This is a genomic window from Pseudoduganella rivuli, assembly GCF_009674485.1.
Lineage (GTDB): Bacteria > Pseudomonadota > Gammaproteobacteria > Burkholderiales > Burkholderiaceae_D > Rugamonas > Rugamonas rivuli_B.
Window position 1 is genome coordinate 143,036 of record NZ_WKJJ01000013.1, and the last position, 23,333, is coordinate 166,368.

General features: G+C 62.4%; 23 protein-coding genes and 1 tRNA gene. 21 read left to right on the top strand and 3 right to left on the bottom strand.

Going from position 1 to position 23,333, the window contains the following annotated elements; genetic code table 11:
* Window position 1 precedes the first annotated feature (1 nt).
* The 7 genes from GJ700_RS20835 (at window position 2) to GJ700_RS20865 (ending at window position 5,182) form a co-directional block, all read left to right on the top strand.
* A complete protein-coding gene (locus tag GJ700_RS20835; protein WP_154377465.1) occupies window positions 2-787 on the top strand; it encodes an SDR family NAD(P)-dependent oxidoreductase in 786 nt (261 codons plus the stop codon).
* 8 nt (window positions 788-795) lie between these two features.
* On the top strand, window positions 796-1,302 hold the full coding sequence (locus tag GJ700_RS20840; protein ID WP_154377467.1) for a MarR family winged helix-turn-helix transcriptional regulator: 507 nt from the start codon (window positions 796-798) through the stop codon (window positions 1,300-1,302).
* Complete coding sequence (locus GJ700_RS20845) at window positions 1,299-2,153, top strand: enoyl-CoA hydratase family protein (protein ID WP_154377469.1); 855 nt, start codon at window positions 1,299-1,301, stop codon at window positions 2,151-2,153. Before GJ700_RS20840 ends, GJ700_RS20845 begins: the two co-directional genes overlap by 4 nt.
* A 9-nt stretch (window positions 2,154-2,162) precedes the next feature.
* Entirely contained in the window at window positions 2,163-3,323 is a 1,161-nt protein-coding gene (locus GJ700_RS20850) for an acyl-CoA dehydrogenase family protein (protein WP_154377471.1), read from the top strand.
* Between the two features lie 97 nt (window positions 3,324-3,420).
* Window positions 3,421-3,810, top strand: a complete 390-nt coding sequence (locus GJ700_RS20855) for a RidA family protein (RefSeq protein WP_154377473.1) — start codon at window positions 3,421-3,423, stop codon at window positions 3,808-3,810.
* Between the two features lie 50 nt (window positions 3,811-3,860).
* Window positions 3,861-4,493: a serine acetyltransferase gene (locus GJ700_RS20860; protein ID WP_154377475.1), complete on the top strand. Its 633-nt coding sequence runs from the start codon at window positions 3,861-3,863 to the stop codon at window positions 4,491-4,493.
* A gap of 2 nt (window positions 4,494-4,495) precedes the next feature.
* The gene (locus tag GJ700_RS20865; protein WP_154377476.1) at window positions 4,496-5,182 is read left to right on the top strand and encodes a PEP_CTERM-anchored TLD domain-containing protein; all 687 of its coding nucleotides are present in this window, start codon (window positions 4,496-4,498) and stop codon (window positions 5,180-5,182) included.
* Here GJ700_RS20865 and GJ700_RS20870 read toward each other — a convergent pair.
* Both GJ700_RS20870 and GJ700_RS20875 read right to left on the bottom strand, forming a co-directional pair.
* A complete protein-coding gene (locus GJ700_RS20870) occupies window positions 5,179-6,648 on the bottom strand; it encodes an aldehyde dehydrogenase family protein (protein WP_154377478.1) in 1,470 nt (489 codons plus the stop codon). The genes GJ700_RS20865 and GJ700_RS20870 overlap by 4 nt on opposite strands.
* A gap of 100 nt (window positions 6,649-6,748) precedes the next feature.
* On the bottom strand, window positions 6,749-7,180 hold the full coding sequence (locus GJ700_RS20875; RefSeq protein ID WP_154377480.1) for a hypothetical protein: 432 nt from the start codon (window positions 7,178-7,180) through the stop codon (window positions 6,749-6,751).
* Between the two features lie 117 nt (window positions 7,181-7,297).
* On the opposite strand from GJ700_RS20875, the gene GJ700_RS20880 reads away from it, so the two are divergent.
* Window positions 7,298-7,372, top strand: a tRNA-Arg gene (locus tag GJ700_RS20880).
* Between the two features lies 1 nt (window position 7,373).
* Here the strand turns inward: GJ700_RS20880 and GJ700_RS20885 are convergent.
* On the bottom strand, window positions 7,374-8,405 hold the full coding sequence (locus GJ700_RS20885) for a transporter (RefSeq protein WP_154377483.1): 1,032 nt from the start codon (window positions 8,403-8,405) through the stop codon (window positions 7,374-7,376).
* A 120-nt stretch (window positions 8,406-8,525) separates the two neighbouring features.
* Here GJ700_RS20885 and GJ700_RS20890 point away from each other — a divergent pair, with 120 nt between their 5' ends.
* The 13 genes from GJ700_RS20890 to epsI all read left to right on the top strand — a co-directional run bounded on the left by GJ700_RS20890 (window position 8,526) and on the right by epsI (window position 23,325).
* Window positions 8,526-10,439 (top strand): ATP-binding cassette domain-containing protein, encoded by a 1,914-nt coding sequence (locus GJ700_RS20890; RefSeq protein WP_154377485.1) that lies wholly within the window; start codon window positions 8,526-8,528, stop codon window positions 10,437-10,439.
* Window positions 10,440-10,575: 136 nt separating this feature from the next.
* Window positions 10,576-11,274 (top strand): CAAX prenyl protease-related protein, encoded by a 699-nt coding sequence (locus GJ700_RS20895; protein ID WP_154377487.1) that lies wholly within the window; start codon window positions 10,576-10,578, stop codon window positions 11,272-11,274.
* Window positions 11,275-11,283: 9 nt separating this feature from the next.
* A complete protein-coding gene (gene epsL / locus GJ700_RS20900) occupies window positions 11,284-12,468 on the top strand; it encodes an XrtB/PEP-CTERM-associated polysaccharide biosynthesis outer membrane protein EpsL (RefSeq protein WP_229507141.1) in 1,185 nt (394 codons plus the stop codon).
* Between the two features lie 16 nt (window positions 12,469-12,484).
* Complete coding sequence (locus tag GJ700_RS20905; protein WP_154377489.1) at window positions 12,485-13,867, top strand: undecaprenyl-phosphate glucose phosphotransferase; 1,383 nt, start codon at window positions 12,485-12,487, stop codon at window positions 13,865-13,867.
* 150 nt (window positions 13,868-14,017) lie between these two features.
* A complete protein-coding gene (locus tag GJ700_RS20910) occupies window positions 14,018-14,932 on the top strand; it encodes an EpsD family peptidyl-prolyl cis-trans isomerase (RefSeq protein ID WP_154377491.1) in 915 nt (304 codons plus the stop codon).
* A gap of 12 nt (window positions 14,933-14,944) precedes the next feature.
* Window positions 14,945-15,733, top strand: coding sequence for a polysaccharide export protein EpsE (epsE, locus tag GJ700_RS20915; RefSeq protein ID WP_154377493.1), 789 nt, complete (start codon window positions 14,945-14,947; stop codon window positions 15,731-15,733).
* A gap of 9 nt (window positions 15,734-15,742) precedes the next feature.
* Complete coding sequence (gene epsF / locus GJ700_RS20920; protein WP_154377495.1) at window positions 15,743-17,146, top strand: chain length determinant protein EpsF; 1,404 nt, start codon at window positions 15,743-15,745, stop codon at window positions 17,144-17,146.
* A gap of 15 nt (window positions 17,147-17,161) precedes the next feature.
* Window positions 17,162-18,028, top strand: a complete 867-nt coding sequence (epsG, locus tag GJ700_RS20925; RefSeq protein ID WP_154377497.1) for a chain length determinant protein tyrosine kinase EpsG — start codon at window positions 17,162-17,164, stop codon at window positions 18,026-18,028.
* A gap of 251 nt (window positions 18,029-18,279) precedes the next feature.
* The gene (locus tag GJ700_RS20930) at window positions 18,280-19,092 is read left to right on the top strand and encodes a polysaccharide lyase family 20 protein (protein WP_195763967.1); all 813 of its coding nucleotides are present in this window, start codon (window positions 18,280-18,282) and stop codon (window positions 19,090-19,092) included.
* Between the two features lie 14 nt (window positions 19,093-19,106).
* Entirely contained in the window at window positions 19,107-20,012 is a 906-nt protein-coding gene (locus GJ700_RS20935) for a polysaccharide lyase family 20 protein (protein ID WP_154377501.1), read from the top strand.
* Window positions 20,013-20,162: 150 nt separating this feature from the next.
* Complete coding sequence (locus GJ700_RS20940; RefSeq protein WP_154377502.1) at window positions 20,163-21,737, top strand: O-antigen ligase family protein; 1,575 nt, start codon at window positions 20,163-20,165, stop codon at window positions 21,735-21,737.
* Window positions 21,738-21,742: 5 nt separating this feature from the next.
* Window positions 21,743-22,630, top strand: a complete 888-nt coding sequence (xrtB, locus tag GJ700_RS20945) for an exosortase B (RefSeq protein ID WP_154377645.1) — start codon at window positions 21,743-21,745, stop codon at window positions 22,628-22,630.
* Window positions 22,627-23,325, top strand: a complete 699-nt coding sequence (epsI, locus tag GJ700_RS20950; RefSeq protein ID WP_154377504.1) for an exosortase-associated protein EpsI, B-type — start codon at window positions 22,627-22,629, stop codon at window positions 23,323-23,325. Before xrtB ends, epsI begins: the two co-directional genes overlap by 4 nt.
* Window positions 23,326-23,333 lie beyond the last annotated feature (8 nt).

Genomic DNA, 23,333 nt, shown 5'->3' on the forward strand with positions numbered 1-23,333 from the left:
AATGGTCAATGCACTCGGTACATTACAAGGCAAGCATGCGCTGGTGACGGGCGGCGGGCGTGGCATCGGACTGGCCTGTGCCCGCGCATTGCTGCTGCGGGGCGCCAAGGTGACCTTGGCGGGACGTGATTTCGCGACGCTGGTGCAGGCGCAGCAAGAGTTGCGCGCGCTCGGCGAGGTGGCGATCCAGACCGTCGACGTGGCCGATGAAACGTCCGTCAATGAAGGCTTTGCGGCGGCTGCGCAGCGCTTCGGCCGCATCGATATCCTCGTCAACAATGCGGGCCAGGCCCGGCCCGCGCCGTTCCTGAAAACCGACACGGCGCACTGGCAGCAAATGCTGGCCGTGAATCTGTCCGGCGTGTTCCACTGCTGCCAGGCGGCGCTGCCCGCCATGCTGGACGCGGGCTGGGGACGCATCGTCAATGTCGCATCCACGGCGGGCCTGACGGGCTACCGTTACGTGGCCGGCTACGTGGCGGCCAAGCATGGCGTGGTGGGCCTGACGCGCGCGCTGGCGCTGGAAGTGGCGGCCAAGGGCATCACCGTCAATGCCGTCTGTCCCGGCTACACGGAGACCGATATCGTCAAGGATGCGATTGCCAACATCGTCAGCAAGACGGGCCGCACGGAAGAGGAAGCCCGCGCCGAACTGGCGGCCGGCAATCCGCAAAAGCGGCTGGTGCAGGCCGAGGAAGTCGCCAATGCCGTGGCGTGGCTGTGCCAGCCCGATTCGGCCGCGATGAACGGCCAGGCGATCGCGGTCGCCGGCGGCGAAGTCATGTAGGTGAACCCATGGCATTGGATCACGAACCCGACCAAGGCCAGGCGCTGGACCTGGCCAGCCGCCTGACGCAAGACCACCACCAGTCGCTGAAACTGTGGCTGCGCATGCTGTCGTGCACGGTGAAGATTGAAAATGAAATCCGCTCGCGGCTGCGCGCCACGTTCGGCATCACGCTGCCCCGCTTCGACTTGATGGCGCAGCTGGAACGCTATCCGGACGGCTTGCGCATGGGCGAACTGTCGAAGCGCATGATGGTCACGGGCGGCAATATCACGGGCATCACGGACCAGCTGGAGCAGGAGCGGCTGGTGGTGCGCGTCCCGGACCCGAAAGATGGCCGCGCCTACAGCGTCAAGCTGACGCAGGAAGGGCGCAAGGCCTTTGCCGTCATGGCGGAAACCCACGAAGCGTGGGTGGCGGAATTGCTGGCGCCGATGGCGCATGACGACAAGGCACAACTGATCACATTGCTGTCGCAAATGAAGCGGCACCTGAATGAAGGATTCAACCAATGAAATACTTACCCGGCGAACCGCAGCACTTGCCCGGCAACCGCAGCCAATTGGCCGGTTACCAGGCGCGCCATTTCCTGTTCACGGCCGACAACGGCGTGGCCACGGTGGCGCTGAACCGGCCCGAGCGCAAGAACCCGCTGACGTTTGAATCGTATGCGGAATTGCGCGACCTGTTCCGCGCGCTGGCGTATGCGGACGATATCCACGCCATCGTGGTACAGGGCGAAGGGGGCAATTTCTGTTCGGGCGGCGACGTGCACGACATCATCGGCCCGCTGACCAAACTCGATATGCCCGGCCTGCTGTCGTTTACCCGCATGACGGGCGACCTGGTGAAAGCCATGCGCGCCTGTCCGCAACCGGTGATTGCCGCCATCGACGGCATTTGCGCCGGTGCGGGCGCCATGATGGCACTGGCGTCGGACATCCGCCTCGGGACGGAACGCAGCAAGACCGCGTTCCTGTTCACCCGTGTCGGCCTGGCCGGCTGCGACATGGGCGCCTGCGCCTTGCTGCCGCGCGTGATCGGCCAGGGCAGGGCGTCGGAATTGCTGTACACGGGCCGCTCGCTCGGTGGCGCCGAAGGCGAGCGGTGGGGCTGGTTCAACAGCCTGCACGCGCCGGAAGACTTGCTGGCAGCCGCCCAGGCCTTTGCCCGCGGGCTGGCCGATGGCCCCACGTTCGCGCACGGCATGACCAAGAAAATGCTGCAGCAGGAATGGAACATGGGCGTCGACGAAGCCATCGAAGCGGAAGCGCAGGCCCAGGCGATCTGCATGGCCACCAACGATTTCCACCGCGCCTACCACGCCTTCGTGGCCAAACAGAAGCCGGAATTCGAAGGCGATTGAGGAAAATACATGAGTGACAAAAGCTACCTGGCCTGGCCGTTTTTCGATGCGCGCCACGCGGAATTGGAACAGCGGCTCGATACGTGGGCGGCGCAGCACTTGCAGGATGCGCATGGCGCCGACGTGGACGACAGTTGCCGCAAGCTGGTGAAACTGCTGGGCGATGGCGGCTGGCTGCGCCATGCCGTGGGCGGCACGGCCCATGGCGGCGCCGGCGACACCATCGACACGCGCGCCATCTGCCTCCTGCGTGAAACCCTGGCGCGCCACGAAGGGTTGGCGGACTTCGCGTTCGCCATGCAGGGACTGGGGTCCGGCGCCATCAGCCTGTTTGGCACGGACGCGCAAAAGCAGGCGTATTTGCCGAAGGTCGCGCGGGGCGAAGCGATTGCCGCGTTTGCGCTGTCGGAACCGCAAGCCGGCTCCGACGTGGCGGCGATGGCGTGCGCCGCCGTGCGCGACGGCGACAGCTATGTGCTGGACGGTGAAAAGACGTGGATCTCGAACGGCGGCATCGCGGACTTTTACGTGGTGTTTGCCCGTACGGGCGAACAGCCGGGCGCGCGCGGCATCAGCGCCTTCATCGTCGATGCGGACACGCCGGGCTTCACGATTGCCGAGCGCATCGACGTGATCGCGCCGCACCCGCTGGCGCGGCTGGCTTTCAACGGTTGCCGGATTCCCGCATCGCAGCGGATCGGCGACGGCGGCCAGGGTTTCAAGGTGGCGATGGCGACGCTGGACGTGTTCCGCACGTCCGTGGCCGCCGCGGCGCTGGGCTTTGCCCGCCGCGCGCTGGATGAAGCGCTGGAGCGCGCCACCACGCGCAAGATGTTTGGCCAGACCTTGGCGGACTTCCAGCTGACGCAGGCCAAACTGGCACAGATGGCGACCGGCATCGACAGCAGCGCACTGCTGACTTACCGCGCCGCGTGGCAGCGCGACCAGGGGCAGAACGTCACGAAGGAAGCAGCCATGGCGAAAATGACGGCCACGGAAACGGCGCAGCAAGTCATTGACGCCGCCGTGCAAATGTTTGGCGGCCTCGGCGTGGTCAGCGATGTGCCGGTCGAACGCTTGTATCGTGAAATCCGCGCGCTGCGCATTTATGAAGGCGCCACGGAAGTGCAGCAATTGATCATCGCGCGCGAACTCTTGCGTGCGCGCTGACCAGGTACTTCACCAGGGACATTATTGCGCGCGAAATGCTGCGCAACTGCGCGCCACGTCCCGCGTAATTCGTTAACAATGTGACAGGATAGTCTTTATGGAAATCTTACAACCACCAGGCTGGGTCAGGCCCCGCGGCTACTCGAACGGCATCGCGGCGTCCGGCAAGCTCGTCTGTGTGAGCGGCATGATTGGCTGGGATGCCCAGGGTGTGTTCCATACCAGCGACTTTGCCGGGCAAGTGCGGCAAGCGCTGGAAAACGTGGTGGCGGTGCTGGCGGAAGCCGGCGCGAAGCCTGAACACATCGTGCGCATGACGTGGTACGTGGTGGATAAACATGAATACATCGCCGCCTACAAGGAGATCGGGCGCGCTTACCGGGAAATCATCGGTGCGCATTACCCGGCCATGACGGCGGTGCAGGTGGTGGCATTGGTGGAAGATGCGGCAAAGGTGGAAATCGAGGTGACAGCCGTCATTCCTTGAACCCTCTGCCATTCCCCTGCCGCCGTGAAGTCAACGTATGCAGGGGAATCATGGGTACCTGGGATGCACTGAAGGCGGATACCTACCGCCAGTACGGCCGCTATCGTGCGGCATTGGTTTTACAGGGATTTGTCACGCGGCGGACCTTCCGTCCGGTGGTGACGATGCGGCTGTGCCAAGCCGCACGCGACGCGGGGACGGCAGGGCGGCTGGTGCTGCCATTGCTGAAACTCCTGCACCGGATGGCGACGCACGGCGCCGCCATCGACTTTCCATGGGGTGCCCGGATCGGTCCCGGTCTGGCGCTGACCCATGCCTGGGGGCTGGTGGTCAGCCCCGGCGTACGGATCGGCCGTAACGTGACGCTGTTCCACGGCGCCACGCTGGGCCGGCGCGACCGCGTTGGCGCCGATGGCGCGCGCGACATCGGCTATCCCGTGCTGGAAGACGAAGTCTGGGTCGGCCCGCACGCGGTGATCGTCGGCGGGGTCACCATAGGCCGGGGCAGCCGGATCGGCGCCGGCGCGTTCGTCACATCCGACGTGCCGCCCTACTCGGTGGTGGCCGGCAATCCATCTTCTATCGTCAAGAGCAACTGCGTGCCGGATGTGATGAATCCTGCACCGGCTGAACTCGCATCTTCAGGGAAGCAGCCATGCATTTCCATTCCAGAATCACCTTAAGCATGCTGGCCGCACTGGCCGGATTGGCCATGACGGCGCCGGCACAGGCGTCATTGTTGTCCGTAACGGACCAGGCGCAATTATCGTCGTGGCTGGGGGAGGGGCCGTTGGCGCTGAACCTGCTGTTTGAAAAAACGCCCGGCAAGACGGCGGCGGACTTCCACGCGGCGGCCGACGGCCGTGGCCGCACCTTTACCGTCATGCAGGCGTATGGCGTAGATGGCCGCCAGTGGCTGGTCGGCGGCTACAATCCGCAAAGCTGGTCATCCAAGGGCGGCTTCAACCTGACCCCTGACGCGAAGGACCGTACGGCCTTCCTGTTCAACCTCAGTACGGGCGTGGTGTTCCAGCAATTGCCGGTCCTGGCAGGGGACGATTATGGCGCCATGCAGACCGTCAATGATGCAACGCTGGGTCCCACGTTCGGCGCGGGGCTGGATTTGTCGATGCCGTTTGATTTGACCAATGGCGGCGTGTCCGCGCTGCTCAGCTATAACGATGGCATCCACCATCAAAACCCGTTCACCAGCCTGCTGGACAATACGCCTTACGCCAACGTGCCCAACGTGCGTTTTGGCGCGATGGAAGTCTACACGGTGAACCTGGTGCCGGAACCGGGCGCGATCTGGCTGTTCGGCGCCGGCCTGGCCTTGCTGGCCTTGATGCGCAAGCGTTCGGGTTCCCGTTAAAACGGCAGGCGCAGCAAGTCCACCGTCATACGGATCAGCTTGTTGCGGGTTGGCGTGTATGGCGGGAAGAACAGCTTCACCAGGTGCAGCCACGAACCCCGCAGCACGGCCCGTTCGTGGGAAAACGCCTTGAAGCCGTATTCGCCGTGCGCATTGCCGATGCCGGAATTGTTGACCCCGCCGAACGGCAGATTGCCGTGCGCGAAATGCGCGACGCAATGGTTGACGCAGGCGCCGCCTGAACTGGTGTGCGACAGCACGCGGCGGATCGCGCGCCGGTCCGTGCTCCACAGGTACAGCGCCAGCGGTTTCGGCTGGCTGTTGATGTCGTGGATGACCTGGTCCAGGTCCGTGTATTCGACGATGGGCAGCACGGGACCGAAGATTTCTTCGGACAGGATGGCGGCGCCGGCTGGCACCCGTTCCAGTAACGTTGGCGCGATATAGCACTGCGCTTCATCGATGTCGCCGCCGGCCAGCACTTTGGCGCCCCGTTCCACCGCATCGTTCAGCAAGTGCGCGACGCGCTGTGTGTGGCGGCGGTTCACGACGCGGGTCAGGTCGCCGCAGGCTTTCTGCGCGGCGGCGCCCGCGCCATAGCGCTGCTGCAGCACGGAGCGGCAGGCGTCGACGAACGCTTGCTTGACCGAGGCGTGCACGTACGCGGTATCGGGCGCCACACAGGTCTGGCCATTGTTGAGGAACTTGCCCCACATCAGGGTTTCCGCCGCCATTTGCACGTTGGCGCTGGCGTCGACGATCACGGGCGACTTGCCGCCCAGCTCCAGGGTCACGCTGGCCAGGTGTCTGGCGGCGGCCGCCATGACGACCTTGCCGACCGCGGGCGAACCCGTGAAGAAGATGTGGTCGAACGGCAGGTCCAGCAGCGCCTGCGACGTGGGCAGGCTGCCTTCGAACAGCGCCACTTCATGGGCGGGAAATATGTCGGCAATGATGCGGCCCATCAGCGCGGAGACGGCAGGCGTCATTTCGGACGGCTTGATGATGACGGTATTGCCGGCCGCCAGCGCGGACACCAGCGGGCCGAAGCACAGGCTCAGCGGGTAATTCCACGGCGCGATGACCAGCACGCGGCCCCGTGGCTGGTATTGCACGTGCGCGCGGGTGCCCAGCATGGTCTTGGTCGGCCACACGCGTTTCGGTTTCATCCAGCGGCGCAGGCTGCCGATGGCCTGGTGGATCTCGTCCATCACGGGCAGGAATTCGGACACTTCGACTTCCGCTTCCGGTTTGCGGTAATCCTGCGCGAACGCCGTGTGGAAGGCGGTGCGGTGCGCCAGCATGGCGTCGCGCAATTTGACGATGCGGGCGATGCGTTCGGCGGCGGTGGAGTCGCGCCAGCGCAGGGCCGTGGCTTGCTGGACATCGAAAACCGCACGCATGCGGTGCGGATCGGCTTCGCCGGCGGCGGCGTGCAGTGCTTGGGAAGGAGGGGCGTCGTTCATCGCGCGGCGTCTGAGAGTGTGATTGTTGGGCAAACAATCACACTAGCATGCGCGTCGAGCCACGTTTGGTGGGCTTACTCTAATGTGGTTTTTCGGCCGTTTAAAACGAAGCGGCGGACTGGCCTGCGATCAGGTCGAATCCGTGCACCGTCAGTACCGTCACCGCGACGGTCCACACGCAAATCCCCGCCACCAGCAGCGGCATCCACACACGGCGCGACAATCCCAGGCTCGACGCCAGCGCAGCGGAAATCGTCGCGCCCAGCAACAGCGGGCCCAGCAGGCCAATCGCCCACGGCCCCTTTTGCACCAGCCAACCGGCCGTGCCTTTGGTCGGATCCTTGGTGCGCAACCGCAGCAGCTTGTTGACCAGTCCGCCGGCAAACGCGGCGACCAGGGTGCCGGCAATGGCGCCGGCGATGGTGAGCGCGCCGACCGCGACGGGGTCCACGTCCAGCTTGATCCCGAGTGGGACGGCGGCCCACAGTTCGATCATGGCGAGGGTGAAGATGCTGAGGAATTTGGCGAACATACAGGTTTTGGTTATTAAGATTGCAACCATGGTAAGCGACAGCAACATGCCTGTCTATACCTATGGTTATCTCCTCTACCGTTATCCTGGCTCTCCCGCTATAATCCGGGCCTGTGTGTCGCCATAGTACAATGGATAGTACAAGGTCCTCCTAAGACTTAGATACAGGTTCGATTCCTGTTGGCGATACCATTTACTGCCCGTCGTCGGCTTTCCCGCGAAACGCCCACCACCCCGCAATCGCGGTAAACGCCGCCACAATCCCCACCACCACCCAGAATCCATGCGCCGCGTCCGCCAGCGGAATGCCGCCCACGTTCATGCCCAGCAGGCCGGCGATGATGTTGATCGGCAGCGCCAGCACGGTGACGATGGTCAGCACGTACAGGCTCTGGTTGTTGCTTTCGTTGACCAGCGCGGCCAATTCTTCCTGCAGCAATTTGATGCGCTCCTGCAGCGCCGACATGTCGTTCAGCACCACGGCGAATTCTTCGCTGGCCTGGCGCAATTCTTCCGTGTCGACGTCGGCAATCCAGGCCGGCGGCTTTTGCAGCAGGCGGAACAGGGCGGCCGGTTCCGGCGCCAGCAGGCGGCGCAGGCGCACCAGCACGCGCCGCAGGCTGCCGAGGTTGGCGCGCTTGTATTTCAGTTTGCCGGCCAGCAGGTGGTCTTCGATGTTGTCGACTTTGCCGGTGGCGTCACGCACGATTTTCACCAGCGCGTCGGCCTGGTCGCGCAGCAGGTGCGCCAGCAATTCCACGGGCGAGCGCAGCGCTTCGCCGGCCTGCACGGCCAGCCGCAGGCTGTCGACGGCCTTCAGTTGCTGGCGGCGCGCGCTGATGACGGTGTGCTGGTCGACGCTGAGCCACAGGGTGGCGATATCGGACGGATCGAAGGAAAAGTCGTGGACGACGTCGTTGATGACGGCGATCAGCGCATTGTCGGCCACTTCGATGCGGGTCGAGCGCTGGCCTTCGTGCAGGCTTTCATAAAATTCCTCGGCCAGCGCCGTGTGTTCGTGCAGCCATTTTTCACTGGCGGTATTGGCCAGGTTGAAGTGCAGCCAGACAAAGGCGCCATCGGCTTGCGCATCCCCCGGTTGCCGCCGCACCCATTCGGCGGCCTGCGCCGCCGTCACCGTCCGCGGCGCCTGGCCGGGCAGGAACAGGTAGCCACAGACGAGGCCGGTTTGGTCCGATCCGTAGGCGGGTGGCAGTGTCGCCATGTGTGGTCTCCGGGAGGTGGGAAGCCGCAAGGATAGCAAAGGTTCACTCCCGGCAACAGGCACTACCCGTGAACTACCGTACAATGCTGTTTTCCTTGGGTTTTGCAGTCGCACACTACTATGGCAGTTATCTCTCTCTCCAATGCGCAACTGGCGTTCGGCCACTTTGCGTTGCTCGACCATGCTGAGTTTTCGCTGGAAACCGGCGAACGGGTCGGCCTGATCGGCCGTAACGGCACGGGCAAATCGTCCCTGTTGAAAATTATTTCCGGCCGCTTCAAGCTGGACGATGGCTTGCTCGTGATGCAGCAAGGCTTGAAAATCGCCTATGTCGAGCAGGAACCGGAATTTGATCCGGAAATGTCCGTCTATGAAGCCGTGGCGTCCGGCATGGGGGACTTGCAGGACTTGCTGAAGGAATACGATGCGCTGACGGGCCAGTTCGGCCAGGGAGACGACGATGCGCTGATGGAGCGCATGCATGACATCCAGGTCAAACTGGATGCGGCCGACGCGTGGAACCTGAAGAACAAGGTGGAACAGACGCTGGACCGCCTGAACCTGGGGCCGGACGCGCAAATGAAGACGCTGTCGGGCGGGATGAAAAAGCGCGTGGCGCTGGCCCGCGCACTGGTGTCGGCGCCCGACGTGCTGCTGCTCGACGAACCGACCAACCACCTGGACTTCACGTCGATCCAGTGGCTGGAAGGCTTGCTGCGCGACTTCAAGGGCAGCGTGCTGTTCATTACCCACGACCGCTCGTTCCTGGACAATGTCGCCACCCGCATTATCGAACTGGACCGTGGCCGCCTGCTGACTTATCCGGGCAATTTCAGCGCTTACCAGGTCCGCAAGGCGGAACAGCTGGAAATCGAGGAAATCGAGAACGCCAAGTTCGACAAATTCCTGGCGCAGGAAGAAGTGTGGATCCGCAAGGGCGTCAAGGCGCGCCGTACCCGCGACGAAGGCCGCGTGCGGCGCCTGGAACGCTTGCGCGAACAGCGCGCCGTGCGCCGCGAACAGCAGGGCCAGGTGACGCTGCAGGTGACGTCCGGCGAACGCTCCGGCAAGATCGTGGCGGAACTGGAAAACATCCGCAAGGCCTATGGCGACAAGGTCATCGTCAACGATTTCAGCGCCACCATCCTGCGTGGCGACAAGGTTGGCCTGATCGGCGCCAATGGCGCCGGCAAGACCACGCTGCTGAAAATGATCCTGGGCGAAGAGAAGCCTGACAGCGGCACCGTGAAGCAGGGCACCAAGCTGCAGGTTGCGTATTTCGACCAGATGCGCGCCCAGCTGAACGAGGAAGCGAGCTTGCTGGACACGATTGCGCCCGGCAGCGACTGGGTCGAAGTCAACGGCCAGCGCAAGCACGCGATGAGTTACCTGAGCGATTTCCTGTTTGCGCCGGAACGCGCCCGTTCACCCGTGAAATCGCTGTCCGGCGGTGAACGCAACCGCCTGCTGCTGGCGCGCCTGTTTGCCAAACCGGCCAACGTGCTGGTGCTGGACGAACCCACCAATGACCTCGACATCGACACCTTGGAATTACTGGAGGAATTGCTGGAGGATTACGAGGGTACCGTCTTCCTGGTCAGCCACGACCGCATGTTCCTGGACAACGTGGTGACGCAAGTGATCGTGGCCGAAGGGCAGGGCCGGTGGCGTGAATTCGTCGGCGGCTATACCGACTGGGAGCGCGTGCGCGACACCGTGACGCCAACGCCGGCCAAAGCGGCAGCCAGGCCCGCAGCCAAGGCCGAAGCGGCGCCCGCGCCGGCGGCCACGGCGGCGCCTGCCGTCAAGCAGCGCAAGCTCAGCTACAAGGAACAGCGTGAACTGGAAGAATTGCCGAAGCAGATCGCCGCGCTGGAAGATGAGCAGACCGCGCTGAACCTGCAATTGTCCGATCCGGATTTCTACAAGAAAAATGCGGCGGAAGCGCGCCGCGTCCAGGAACGCATCGAGCAAATTGAGCTGGAGTTGATGGAAGCGCTGGAGCGTTGGGAAACGATCGAGTCCCGCTCGTAATACTTCTTTCTCGTAGTAATTCAGACGGCCCGCCTGGCACCCAGGCGGGCCGTTTTCTTTTGGGAATTCCCATCCGTGCGCTGCTGTTGAGTTGAAAGTTATATTATCTGCAAACTTGACAAGATTGCTCTGATGCATGAACGTGAAACCCTATCCTTCTCCTGCCGCTGCCGTACCCGGCCATGCGCCTGCGCGCATCGTGCCGTTTGCCGCGTACATGGCGTTCATCGCCATTGCCGATGTGCTGCCGATGGCGGACATTTCCGCAGCGGATTTGCGCTGGCTGTATGCTGCCAAGGTCGCCGTTGTCGTGGCGCTGCTGTGGGCATACCGGCGCCAGTACGTGGAACTGGCGCGGTTTGACGTCCGGGCGCGCGGCGCGGCGGCCGCCATCGCTGTCGGGTTGCTGGTGTTTGTCCTGTGGATCAACCTGGACGCCGGCTGGATGCAATTCGGTGTGTCGGCCGGTTTTGATCCCCGCGACGGCGGTGGCGCCATCGACTGGCGCCTGGCTTTGATCCGGATCGCGGGCGCGGCGCTGGTTGTGCCCATCATGGAAGAATTATTCTGGCGCTCGTTTCTGTTGCGCTGGCTGGAATCTGCGGACTTTCTCAACGTGGCGCCGGCGCGGGTCGGCTTGCGGGCACTGGCCATCACCGCGCTGCTGTTTGGGATTGAACATCAATTATGGTTTGCCGGCATTGTCGCTGGCCTGGCGTACAGCTGGCTGTACATGCGCAGCGGCAGCTTGTGGGCCGCGGTCATGGCGCACGGCGTCACCAATGGCGCGCTCGGCATCTGGGTGCTGGCGACCGGCAACTGGCATTACTGGTAAGGAGTAGCCATGCCTTTCAATAAATCTTTGCTGCTGGTGCTGGGCGCATGGGCTGTTGTGCCCATGGTGCCGGCGCACGCCATGCTGAGCGACACGATCCACCCCTACCTGGCGGTGGCGCGCAGCCATGACAGCAATTTGTTCCGCCTCGATGACGGCGCCGTGATCGGGCAACGGGGCGACGACCTGACCCGCACGCAATTCGGCATACTGGTCGACATGCCGATCAGCCGGCAGCGCCTGACCGCGCAAATCAAGCGGTCGAAAGTCAAGTTCAGCCATTACAAGCAGCTCGACTATGACGGCAAGGATTACGCTGCCGACCTCGAGTGGCACGTCGGCAATCACGTGGAAGGGCACGTGGGCGGCACCTATGCGCAAACGCTGACGTCGTTCAACGATTTCCATTCGGCTGAGCGCAACCTGCGGGTACAGCGCCGCGAATATGTCGATGGCGCATGGCGCTTCCACCCCAGCTACCGCGTGCGGGCGGCCGCCAGCCGCAACAAGTCGACCTACGATTTGCCGGTCCAGCAGTACAACAACCGCACCGAAGACCAGGTCGACGTCGGCTTCGATTATTTGCCGCCCAGCGGCAGCCGTTTCGGCCTGCAGGCTTCGCGCATCGAAGGCAAGTATCCGAACCACCGCGCGCTGGGTGGCATGCTGGTCGACGACAGTTACACGCAGCATGAATTGAAGGCCAACGTGTACTGGCTGTTTTCCGCCACGTCGCAATTCCAGATGCTGGCCGGCTGGGCCGAGCGCAAGCACCCGGTGTTTGCTGAGCGCGATACCAGCGGCTTGAACGGACGTGCGACGATGAACTGGTCGATGTTGCGCAAGCTGAAGATGTCCGCTTCCGCATGGCGCGAATTTGCCGCGGTGGAAAGCAACCTCATCAATAACAGTGTGAACAAGGGGGCCAGCTTCAATACCACCTGGGACGTGACCAGCAAAGTGGCCGCGACCGCAATGGTGCGTCGCGAAAAACGCGATTTCAGTACGCTGGAGGGACGACTTGCGGCGCCCAACCTGTCTGACAAAACCCGCATTGCATCGCTGGGACTGACGTGGGCGCCAACGCTAACCTCGCAGTTGTCAGTCAATGCTTTCCATGAGGTGCGAAGCGGCAATGCTTCCACCAATTACCGTGCCAACGGCGCAGCAGTCAGCGCCAGCATACAGTTCTAAGCATCCGAGAAATACCATGACGGTCAACGACATTCCTCTTATCTCTTTCTTCCAGCGTGTACTGGATCCCCTCATCATCATGGGTACGCTGTACCTGTTTTCACTGATGTTCGCCGAACCCTTTACCGGGTATTCCCTGGTGCTGATGATCCTCGCATTCTTTATTTCCACGTCGGTCTATCAGTACGTCGATCCTTACCAGACATGGCGCAGCGGCCGCATGCTGGCCTATGCGCGCGACATTTTCATCGGCTGGATCGTCACGGCCGTCATTCTCGTGTTCCTCGGTTCCGTCAGCGGCCTGTCGTACCACTATGACGAACACGTGGTGCTGGTATGGTTTGCCGCCACGCCGTTCGCGTTGCTGGCCAGCCATACGGCGGCGCGCAAGCTGGGCTCCGATCCGGAACGCGATACGCAGGAACGCTCGGCGCTGATCATCGGCGCCAACGATGTCGGCGTGCGCTTTGCCAACACCATCGACCGCCTGCCGAATTTGTTCATGACCGTGCGGGGCTTCTTCGATGACCGCGCACGCGAACGCATGCCGGGCAACATGAGCCATCCGGTGCTGGGCAGCATGGAAAACATTGCCGCCTTCGTGCGGGAAAACCATATCAAGATGATTTTCATCAGCCAGCCGATTTCCGCGCAGCCGCGCATCCGCCGCCTGCTCGATGAATTGCAGGACACCACGGCGTCCGTGTACTTCCTGCCCGATATTTACGTGTTCGACCTGATGCAGGCCCGCTTCGACAACGTGGGCGGCATGCCGGTCATCGCGATTTGCGAAAGCCCGTTCACGGGGTTCAACAGCCTGATCAAGCGTACGTCGGACATCGTGCTGGGCGGCCTGATCACGCTGATGCTGCTGCCGGTGATGGCCATCGTGGCGCTGGCCGTGAAACTCGATTCGCCGGGTCCGGCCATCTTCAAGCAGCGCCGCTATGGCCTGTATGGCGAAGAAATCATCGTCTATAAATTCCGTTCGATGTCGGTGGCGGAAGACGGCGCCAAGGTCACGCAGGCGAAGAAGAATGACCAGCGCGTGACCAAGGTCGGCGCTTTCCTGCGCAAGACGTCGCTCGATGAAATTCCACAATTCATCAATGTGCTGCAAGGTCGCATGAGCATCGTGGGACCGCGCCCCCATGCGGTGGCGCACAACGAGCAATATCGCAAGCTCATCAAGGGCTACATGTTGCGCCACAAAGTCAAACCGGGCATCACGGGCTGGGCGCAAGTCAACGGGCTGCGGGGTGAAACGGAAACCCTGGACAAGATGGAAGCCCGCATCCGCTACGACCTCGATTACCTGCGCAAGTGGTCGCTGTGGCTGGACCTGTGGATTGTGCTGCGCACCATGAAAGTCGTGGCGGGCCACGAGAACGCACACTGAGTGCACGCCGAGAGCGCACCGGGCGCCCCTCGGTTCTGAATTCAACGCTGAAAGTGACTGAGCCATTCGTGCGCGTCGAAAATCCGCGCTGAGCTAAAATCTTTCCACATTAATAATGTTGCAAATAAATATTTACACAAAGGAAATATCTTGGACACTACCGCTCACCTTGGCCGCGCGGTCCATCGCCCCCGCGCCGCCACTATCCTGATCCTGGCCGCGGCGCTGTCGCTGGCGGCCTGCGGCAACAAGGAACCGAAGGCCGGGCAGGCGCTGGCCAGTGTCAATGGTTCGGAAATCACGGTGTTGCAACTGAACGAGGAATTGCAGCGCTCCGGCGCCACCGGGCAGCCGGAAACCGTGCGCAAGCAATTGCTGGAATCGCTGATCGACCGCCAGTTGCTGCAAAACGAAGCGGCCAAGGACAAGCTGGATCGCGATCCGAAAGTCATGCAAGCCATCGAACGGGCCAAAGCCATGATCATTGCCCAGGCTTACCTGCAAAAGCGCATCGGCAACCAGGCCAAGCCGACGCGTGCGGAAATAGAAGAATATTTCAACCAGCATCCGGAATTCTTTACCAGCCGCAAGCAATTCGACATGCGCGAACTGGTGGTGGCCAGCAAGGATGTGACGGACCCGCTGAAGTCGCTGATGGATACCACCCGGTCGCTGGATGACGTGGCAGCCTGGCTGGACAGCAACAAGATCAAGTATGGCCGCACGCAAGTGTCGCGCACCAGCGCCGACATGCCGCCCGAGCTGAGCAGCAAGCTGTTGACGATGCCGAAAGGCCAGCTGTTCATCATTCGCGAAGGCGAGCGCAGCCTGCTGATGCAGATTGCCGACATCAAGGAAAGCCCGGCCACGCTGGACAACTCCGTTGCGCAAATCGAGCAATTCCTGGTCAACAAGAAAAACAAGGAAGCGGCCGAAGCGGAGCTGAAACGCTTGCGCGCGGACGCGAAGATCGACTACTTCAACAAGGCTGACACGATGGCGGGCGCCCAGCCGTTGCCGCAACAGGCGGCAGCGGATGCGCGCGGCGTCGCAGGCCTGAAATAAGGAGAAAGCGCCATGAAGAAAATCATCCTGTGCCTGGCCATGCTGATGACGGCACTGACAATGCGCGTGGCCGGAGCGGCCGATATCGTCCTCGGTTCCGGCGACGTGCTGCGCATTACCGTGTATGGCAGTCCCGACCTGGCGACGGAAGCGCGCGTCGCGGACAGTGGCACCGTGACCGTGCCCCTGGTTGGCCAGGTCCCGGTGGCGGGCCTTTCCGTGCCGGCGGCGGAAAAGAAAATCGCCGGCCTGCTCGACAGTGGCGGCTATGTGAAGAAGGCCCAGGTCAACATTCTTGTCACCACGATCCAGAGCGCGCAAGTGTCCGTGCTGGGCCAGGTGAACCGTCCCGGCCGCTATCCGATGGATGGCAAGCGCAGCCTGATGGAAGCGCTGGCGCAGGCTGGCGGCATCGGGCCGGAAGGCGGCGATACGGTGACCTTGATCCGCACCCGCGACGGCAAGACCACCAGTGAAAGCATCGACATCATCAAGATGGTGCAGTCGGGCGACTTTGCCCATGATTACCCGCTGGCGCCGAACGACGTCGTGTATGTCGAACGCGCACCCCGTTTCTATATCTACGGGGAAGTACAGCGTCCGGGCCCGGCCCGCCTCGAGCGCGGCATGACCGTGGTGCAGGCGCTCGCTGCCGGCGGCGGTCTGACGCCGCGCGGCACGGAGCGCGGCATGCGCATCAAGCGCCGCGACGCCAGTGGCCAGCTGCAAATCATCAGCGTCAAGCAGGAAGATTTGCTGCAGGTCGACGACGTCGTTTACGTCAAAGAAAGTCTGTTTTAAGGAAGTGTCATGAATTTCTCCCAGTTTTTGCTGATACTGCGCGCACGCCGCAATATCGTGCTGCTGACGTTGCTCGCCACAGTGACTGTCACGGTCGTGGTCAGCGCCTTGCTGCCCAAGACGTACAAAGCCACGTCCACCGTGCTGCTCAACTCCAAGGGCGTGGACCCGGTCACCGGCATGGCCGCTCCCGGCCAGCTGATGCCCGGCTATGTCGCGACGCAAATCGACATCATTACCAGCAAGAACGTGGCGCTGCGCGTGGTTGACCAGTTGAAGCTGGCGCAAAACCCGGACGTTATCGCGCAATTCCGCCAGGACACAGGTGGCCGGGGCACGGTGCGCGACTGGCTGGCGGAATTGTTGCTGAAAAAACTGGACGCCGTGCCATCGCGTGAAAGCAGCGTGGTGGAAATCAGTTTCAAGGGCGCCGATCCGCAATTCGTGGCGGCCGTCGCCAACGCATTTTCCGATGAGTATCAAAAGCTGACGGTGCAATTGAAAGTGGATCCGATGAAGAAAGCCGCCAACTACTTCATCGACCAGACCAAGCAAATGCGTGATGCGCTGGAAGCGGCGCAAAGCCGGCTGTCGAAGTACCAGCAGGAAAACGGCATCGTCAGCCTCGATGGCCGCCTCGACGTGGAAAGCAACCGCCTCAACGATTTGTCCGCGCAATTGGTGGCGGCGCAAGCGCAGGAAATGGAAGCGGCTTCGCGCCAGCGCATGGCGTCCGGCAAGGCCGGCGATGCGCCTGATGTGGCCAACAGCCCGTTGATCCAGAACATGCGCGCCAGCGTCAGCGCGGCGGAAAGCAAGCTGGCGGAAATCGGCCAGCGCCTGGGCCATAACCATCCGCAATACCAGGCCGCACGCGCGGAAGCGGCGCAATTGCGCGCCAGCCTGAATGCGCAAATCCAGTCGACCGCCAACAGCGTGGGCAACAATGCGCAAATCCTGGGGCAGCGTGAGAGCGCGCTGCGCGCCGCGCTGGCGGAACAAAAGACCCGTGTACTGCAATTGAACCGCACCCGCGATGAATTGAATGTGCTGCAAAAAGACGTGGAAAGCGCGCAGCGCGCCTTTGACGCCACCACGCAGCGCCTGTCGCAAACGCGCATGGAAGGGCAGGCCGAGCAATCGGAAGTGGCGATCCTGAATCCCGCCGTGGCGCCAATCGATCCTTCCGCGCCGCGCATGCTGTTGAATACCGTGCTGTCCATCATGCTGGGCAGCATCCTGGGTATGGCGTTCGGCCTGGTGGTGGAATTGCTGGACCGCCGTGTACGCTCGACCGGGGACCTGGCCAATGTGGCCGATATCCCCGTGCTGGGCAATATTTCGTGGACGCCGCCGAAACCCCGTTCGCGCCTGGCAACCCTGCTGGCGCCGCGTCGCCTGCGCCTCACGTAAACGATAGGACCGACGATGACTGCTACTCTTTCTTCCGCCCATATGAAACCCTCTCCGGATACCAGTATTGGCACCATGCTGGTCGCGGCTGGCAAGATCAGCCCGGACAATTCCGAACGTGTGCTGCGCATGCAAAAGGAGTTGAACATCCGCTATGGCGAAGCGGCCCAGCGGCTGGGACTGGTCAGCGAAACGGATATCCAGCAAGTGCTGGCGCGCCAGTTCGACTATCCGTACCTGCAGCAGGGCGATGGCGATTATTCGCCGTTGCTGGCCGCGGCATTCCAGCCCTTCAGCCCGCAAGTGGAAGTCTTGCGCGCCGTGCGCAACCAGTTGATGCTGCGCTGGTTTTCGCAGGGACACAAGGCGCTGGTGGTGGCCGGCGTGGCGTCCGGTGACGGCGCCAGCGTGTTTACCGCCAACCTGGCGATCGTGTTTTCCCAGCTGGGAGAGCAGACCCTGCTGGTCGATGCGAATTTGCGCGCGCCGCGCCAGCACGACCTCTTTGGCGTCAAGCGGCGCCAGGGTTTGTCCGACATCCTGGCGGGCCGGGCGGAATTGTCGACGGTGGCGCGCATCGACGATTTCATTGACTTGTCCGTGCTGTGCGCGGGCACCTTGCCGCCAAATCCGCAGGAATTGCTGAGCCGTTCCGGCTTTGCCGCGTTGAATGCGCAACTGTCGGCCCGCTATGACGCGGTGCTGTACGACGTGCCGGCATTCGAACGGGGTTCCGATGCGCTGGCATTGGCCGCGCGGGCCGGCGGAGTACTGTTGGTGGCCCGAAAAAACCATACGCCGCTCGAAGACGTGCAAGCGCTCGTGACGCAAGTACGCCATACGGGCGCTGAAGTCGTGGGGGCTGTGATGGTGGAATTCTAAGCGCGATTGTTGAGCGAAAAGCCTTGACCACAAAACGTTACACGATGACGGAAATGCAGCAGTCTTGTCCTGGAAGGTAATCTTTTGGGAAAGAATATTATCTCGGTAGAAATCAGTATTGACCTAATCTTGTGTGGTGATATTGATATCGAGTGAAATAAAATGCGGAATTGTTGGCCATTGGCAACGGAAAACAGCTAGCTGCATGCTATCTTCCCGCTCATGTGACTGTAATGTTTTGGGAGATCGAAATGAATTTCACGAGGCACCTGTGCCTGGCCTCCGGCTTGCTGGTTGCCGCCGCCGCGCACGCGCAAATCGACACGCTGATCGGCGGTACGGTCGACGCCAGCAAGTTTTCCACCCGTTATGGCCTGTCCAGCGCCAGCACGGCCAACCTGAGCTTTGTCAGCGACCCGGCCGGCAGCGGACGCACCGTGCTGATGACGAGAGTGAGAAGCACGGACGCCAACGTGGGCGCCATCAAGCGCACGGATTTTTATCCGCTGGGCGAATCCCGCACCACGGGCATACGCTGGTACGGCATCAGCGTCTATATGCCATCCACGTGGGCCGTGCATCCGTATCCGACCGTGATTGCGCAAATCGATACCGGCACCACGGCCACCAACCTGGCCGCACCGCTGTCGCTGCTGGTGCGGGGCAATACGCTGGAACTGAATTTGAATTCCAACTACCTGGCAACGACGTCCGCCACCGCCACCAATTCGGCCAGCGAAGTGATCAAGCTGGGGCCGCTGGTGACGAACCGCTGGTATTGCCTGGTGGTGCGTTCCGACTGGCAGCCGACGCTGGGCGCGGGCGCCATCACGATGTGGATGAATGGCGAGAAAGTCTATAACGCCGTCAATTCCAACAATTCGTACTTTGGCGCGGCCCACACGCCCCGCACGGGCCTGATGTTCCCCGGCCTGATGGGCGTCACGGATCGCACCCTGTACACGGACTTTATCCGCCTGGGCGGCGCGACCACCACGGCGCTGCAAATGTACCAGATCAGCCCGTGTTCAACCTTTGTTACCGGTTCCAACATCCAGTGGTAAGGCGGGAGAGAATCATGCATGCATTGAAGCCGATCACCCTGGCGTTGCTGGGTGCTGTTGCCGCGTCGCCGGCGTGGGCGCAAATCGACCTGGCCCGGTCCGGCAAGATCGATACGCTGGACGCGAATCCAAAGCCGCTCACCTATGTGAGCCAGAACCTGGCGCGCAATTCCACCGCCACCTACCGATATTTTGACGACCTGTATGTGCTCAGTTCCGCCAGTCCGACGCGGCTGTCGCTGGTGGCCGACCCGCTGGGCAGCGGGCGCAAGGTGCTGCGCTACACGCTGAACAAGACGGATCCGCTGGTCACCGGCGGTTCACGCACGGAAATATCGCTGAAATACGAATATGTCATCGAAGGGTTGCGCTGGTATTCGTTTGCCGTGCTGTTCCCATCCGACTGGCAATTCCATAACAGTCCCAGTGTGGTGGCGCAATTGCACACGAGCCAGAAAACCCTGGCCGTGCCGCCCCCGATTTCGGTGGTGGCCAATGGCAACGATTTGAATATCGAATTGCATTACAACTACCGCAACATGAGCGGTGCGGGCACCGATCCGGCCACCCGCGCCAACACGGGTGAACAACTGGTGCGGGCGGCAAAAATCCAGACCAATAAATGGTATTGCTTCGTGGTGCGCGCCGACTGGTCGTACAAGCCCGGGATTGGTTCCACCAAGATCTGGATGAACGGCAACGTGGCGTATGAATCGAAGAATGCATACAACGCGTATGAAACGTGGCTGGGCAACTACCCGAAAGTCGGCCTGTACTTGCCTGGCGTGATGCAGGTGGCGACGCGGACGCTGTACACGGACTTCATCTACGTGGGCGGCGCATCCAGCACCTATGAGCAAATGGCGGCGGCGACGCCGTGCGGCACCACCGTGTCCGCCACGCCGGCCGTGATCAAATAAGCTCAGCCGTTCCTTCCTTCAAAGGCCGCCCCGTGCGGCCTTTTTCACGTCCGCCCGGCCGATTCCTATCGCGCGTCACGGATGACTTTGAATTGGTATGATCGGAATTATTTTTCTGACATTGTTGCTCTTGCGACATTGAGTTCCGACATGCTGACCTCCCAACGCAGCGGGCCCTGGGCCGGCGTCCTGCTGTTTGTATTAATCCTTGCCACCGCGTCGTTCTTTGGCTTGCTGCTGGGTGCGGAAATGCACATCCTGGTGGCGCTGTTCCTGATGGCGCTGCTGGCCTTGCCGATGATGTACCTGGCGCTGTATGGCTTCCAGGACCACAGCGGCTGGCTGCTCGCGTCCGGCTTCTGCCTGATGTATATCGCGCAGATGTTGCAGAGCAAGGGTGTGCCGATCGGCTATGCGATGGAATTCGTCGTGTTCGTGTTCATCCTGTCCTCGCTGCGCCAGTTGCTGCGCGTGGCGAAAGACGATGCCGCGCTGCGCTGGATGATCCTGCTGTTTGCCGGCTACCTCGCGCTGCTGGTGATCAGTTCCTTGCTGGGCCGTTCCCGGCCCCGCGCCGCGGCATGGCAATTGCAATATACGCTGAAGCTGCCGCTGATGTTCACGCTGGGCATGCTGATCGTGCACGGTGAACGGGCCACCGCCACCTTGCGCACGATCGTCGCCTGGTCATGGCTGTTCTTCGTGCCCTTCCTTGCGCTGGAAATGGCCGCGCCAGGTTTGTTCATCAAGCTGATGGGCTACACATCCGATGTGCACGTCAACCCGGTGCTGGGCATGGGCGGGCGCCTGCGTGGGCCGTTCTCGCACTCCGGCTACATGGCGCTGATGTGCGGCTTGCTGGGCGCCACGGCCGCCGTGCAGTGGATGGGCGGGCATGGGCGGCGCTGGCTGGCGCTGGCCGCGCTGTACACGCTGATGGTGGTCTCCACGGGGCAGCGCCAGGAACTCGCTTCGCTGCTGCTGGTGTATGTGCTGTTCTTTACCATCGGCGCGCGCCGCCATATGAGCTGGCTGCTGTTTGGCGCCGTGATCGGGGCCGCGGTGCTGGCGGTGGCGTCGCTGTACCTCGAACACAATCCATTCCAGGAAATCCTGCTGCAATGGGGCGGCGGGCGCAACAGCCAGTTGTCCGAGCGGGGTGTGCTGACACAGCAAGGCCTGGCGGTGGCCGACAAGTATTTCCCGCTGGGCGCGGGTCTGGGCACCTACGGCAGCGCCGGCGCGCAGAAATTCGACCTGAGCCTGATGGTGGACCTGGGCTTCAACCGCTACTGGTGGTTCCGTCAGGGCATGTTTATCGTGGACACATATTGGCCCAGCATTGCGGCGGAAGGCGGTTATATCGCGTGCGCGCTGCTGCTGGTGATGTTTGCCGTGATGTGGCTGGTGGTGTACCGGCGCGCCGTCCGGGCACAGGGAGAAACGCAAGCGATCCTGCTGGTGGCGCTGGCGGCGCTGACCCTGGCGCTGGCCAATTCGCCCACGTCGGCCGTCATCAGCGATCCGCGCGGCGTGTTCGTGTTCTGGCTGCTGGCCGGCTGCGCATGGCGTGCTTCGGTGGCGGCGCGCGTCGCGGCGCCGGTCACGGCAGTTGCCAACCGTGCTACATCGGCGGACCCGAACCGGCATAATGCCCCGGCGGACCTCAGCTATACATTCCGCCCCCACCGTCCATCCGCCCCGATTACTTTGAGAACGCAATGACTGCTATGCCTTACCGGCCGACTGCAGCGGACCCGCTCCGCCTGAAGGCCAGCTTGCCCGAATGGCTGCCTATCCTGCTTGGCATGCTGGCGATGTACGTGCCGACCTTTTACGACTTGCTGCATGGCGCCTGGGCCACGGAAGAACAGGCGCACGGTCCCATCATCCTGGCGTTGTCGTTATGGCTGATCTGGCGCCAGTGGCGCCCCATGCTGGACGCCACCAGCGACCTGCGTGCTTCCCCGGTGGCAGGCTGGCTGTTGCTGTTGCTGGCGCTGGCCATGTACGTGCTGGGCCGCTCGCAGCAAATCCTCGCGTTCGAACTGGGTTCGTTCATTGCGGTGAATGCGGCGCTGCTGCTGATCAAGCGGGGCGCGCGGGCGCTGGCCATCCTGTGGTTCCCGTTCTTCTTCATGCTGTTCATGGTGCCGCTGCCCGGTTCCGTAGTCAGCGCGCTGACGATGCCGATGAAAATGGCGGTGTCGTATGTGACGGAACAATTGCTGTTCCTGGCGGGCTTCCCCATCAGCCGCAACGGCGTGATCCTGCAGATCGGCCAATACCAGCTGCTGGTGGCCGATGCGTGCGCGGGATTGCAAACCTTGCTGACCCTGGAAGCGCTGGGCCTGTTTTACCTGAACGTGGTGCGCCATACGTCGGCCTTCCGCAACGTGTGGCTGGCGCTGCTGATCATTCCCATTTCATTCAGTTCGAACGTGATCCGCGTGATCACGCTGACGCTCGTCACCTATTACCTGGGTGATGCGGCGGGACAGGGCTTCCTGCACGGCTTTGCCGGCATGGTGCTGTTCATTACCGCGCTGCTGCTGATCCTGGGAACGGATACCCTGCTGCAGTGGATCGTGCGCAAGCGCAAGGAGGCTTCGGCATGAACGCAAGGATTATCGTCAGCGGCGTGCTGTGCGCATTGATGGTGTCGGCCGGTGCGCTGTCGCACCACCTGACGCCAACGTCGAAATTGGCCGACCATGGCGCGCGCTTTGCGCTGGCCGACATCATTCCCCAGCGCTTCGGCGACTGGGCCATCGACAACAGTGTGGCGCCGCTGCAAGTCGACCCGGCCACGCAGGCCAAGCTGGACAAGATTTACAACCAGACGCTGTCGCGCACGTACATCGACAGCCATGGCCAGCGCGTCATGCTGTCGCTGGCCTATGGCGGCGACCAGAGCGATACCATGGCCGTGCACAAGCCGGAAGTGTGCTACACGGCGCAAGGCTTTGAAGTGAGCCGCCAGCGCGACGACGACATGGCGACGCAATATGGGTCGCTGCCCGTCAAGCGCCTGTATGCCGTCAGCGGCATGCGCCAGGAACCGATCACGTACTGGATCACGGTCGGCGACCGCGCCACCCGTCCCGGCATGCAGCAAAAGCTGCAGCAATTGCGCTACGGCTTGAGCGGCACGGTGCCGGACGGCATGCTGGTGCGCGTGTCGACCATCGGCGGCGACCTGAATGCGGCCTATGAAGTGCAGGACCAGTTTATTAACGACATGCTGCAAGCGTTGCACGGCAAAGACCGGGTGCGCCTGGTCGGCGTGCCGGTGCAGCCTACCCAGGGGTAATTGTGCGA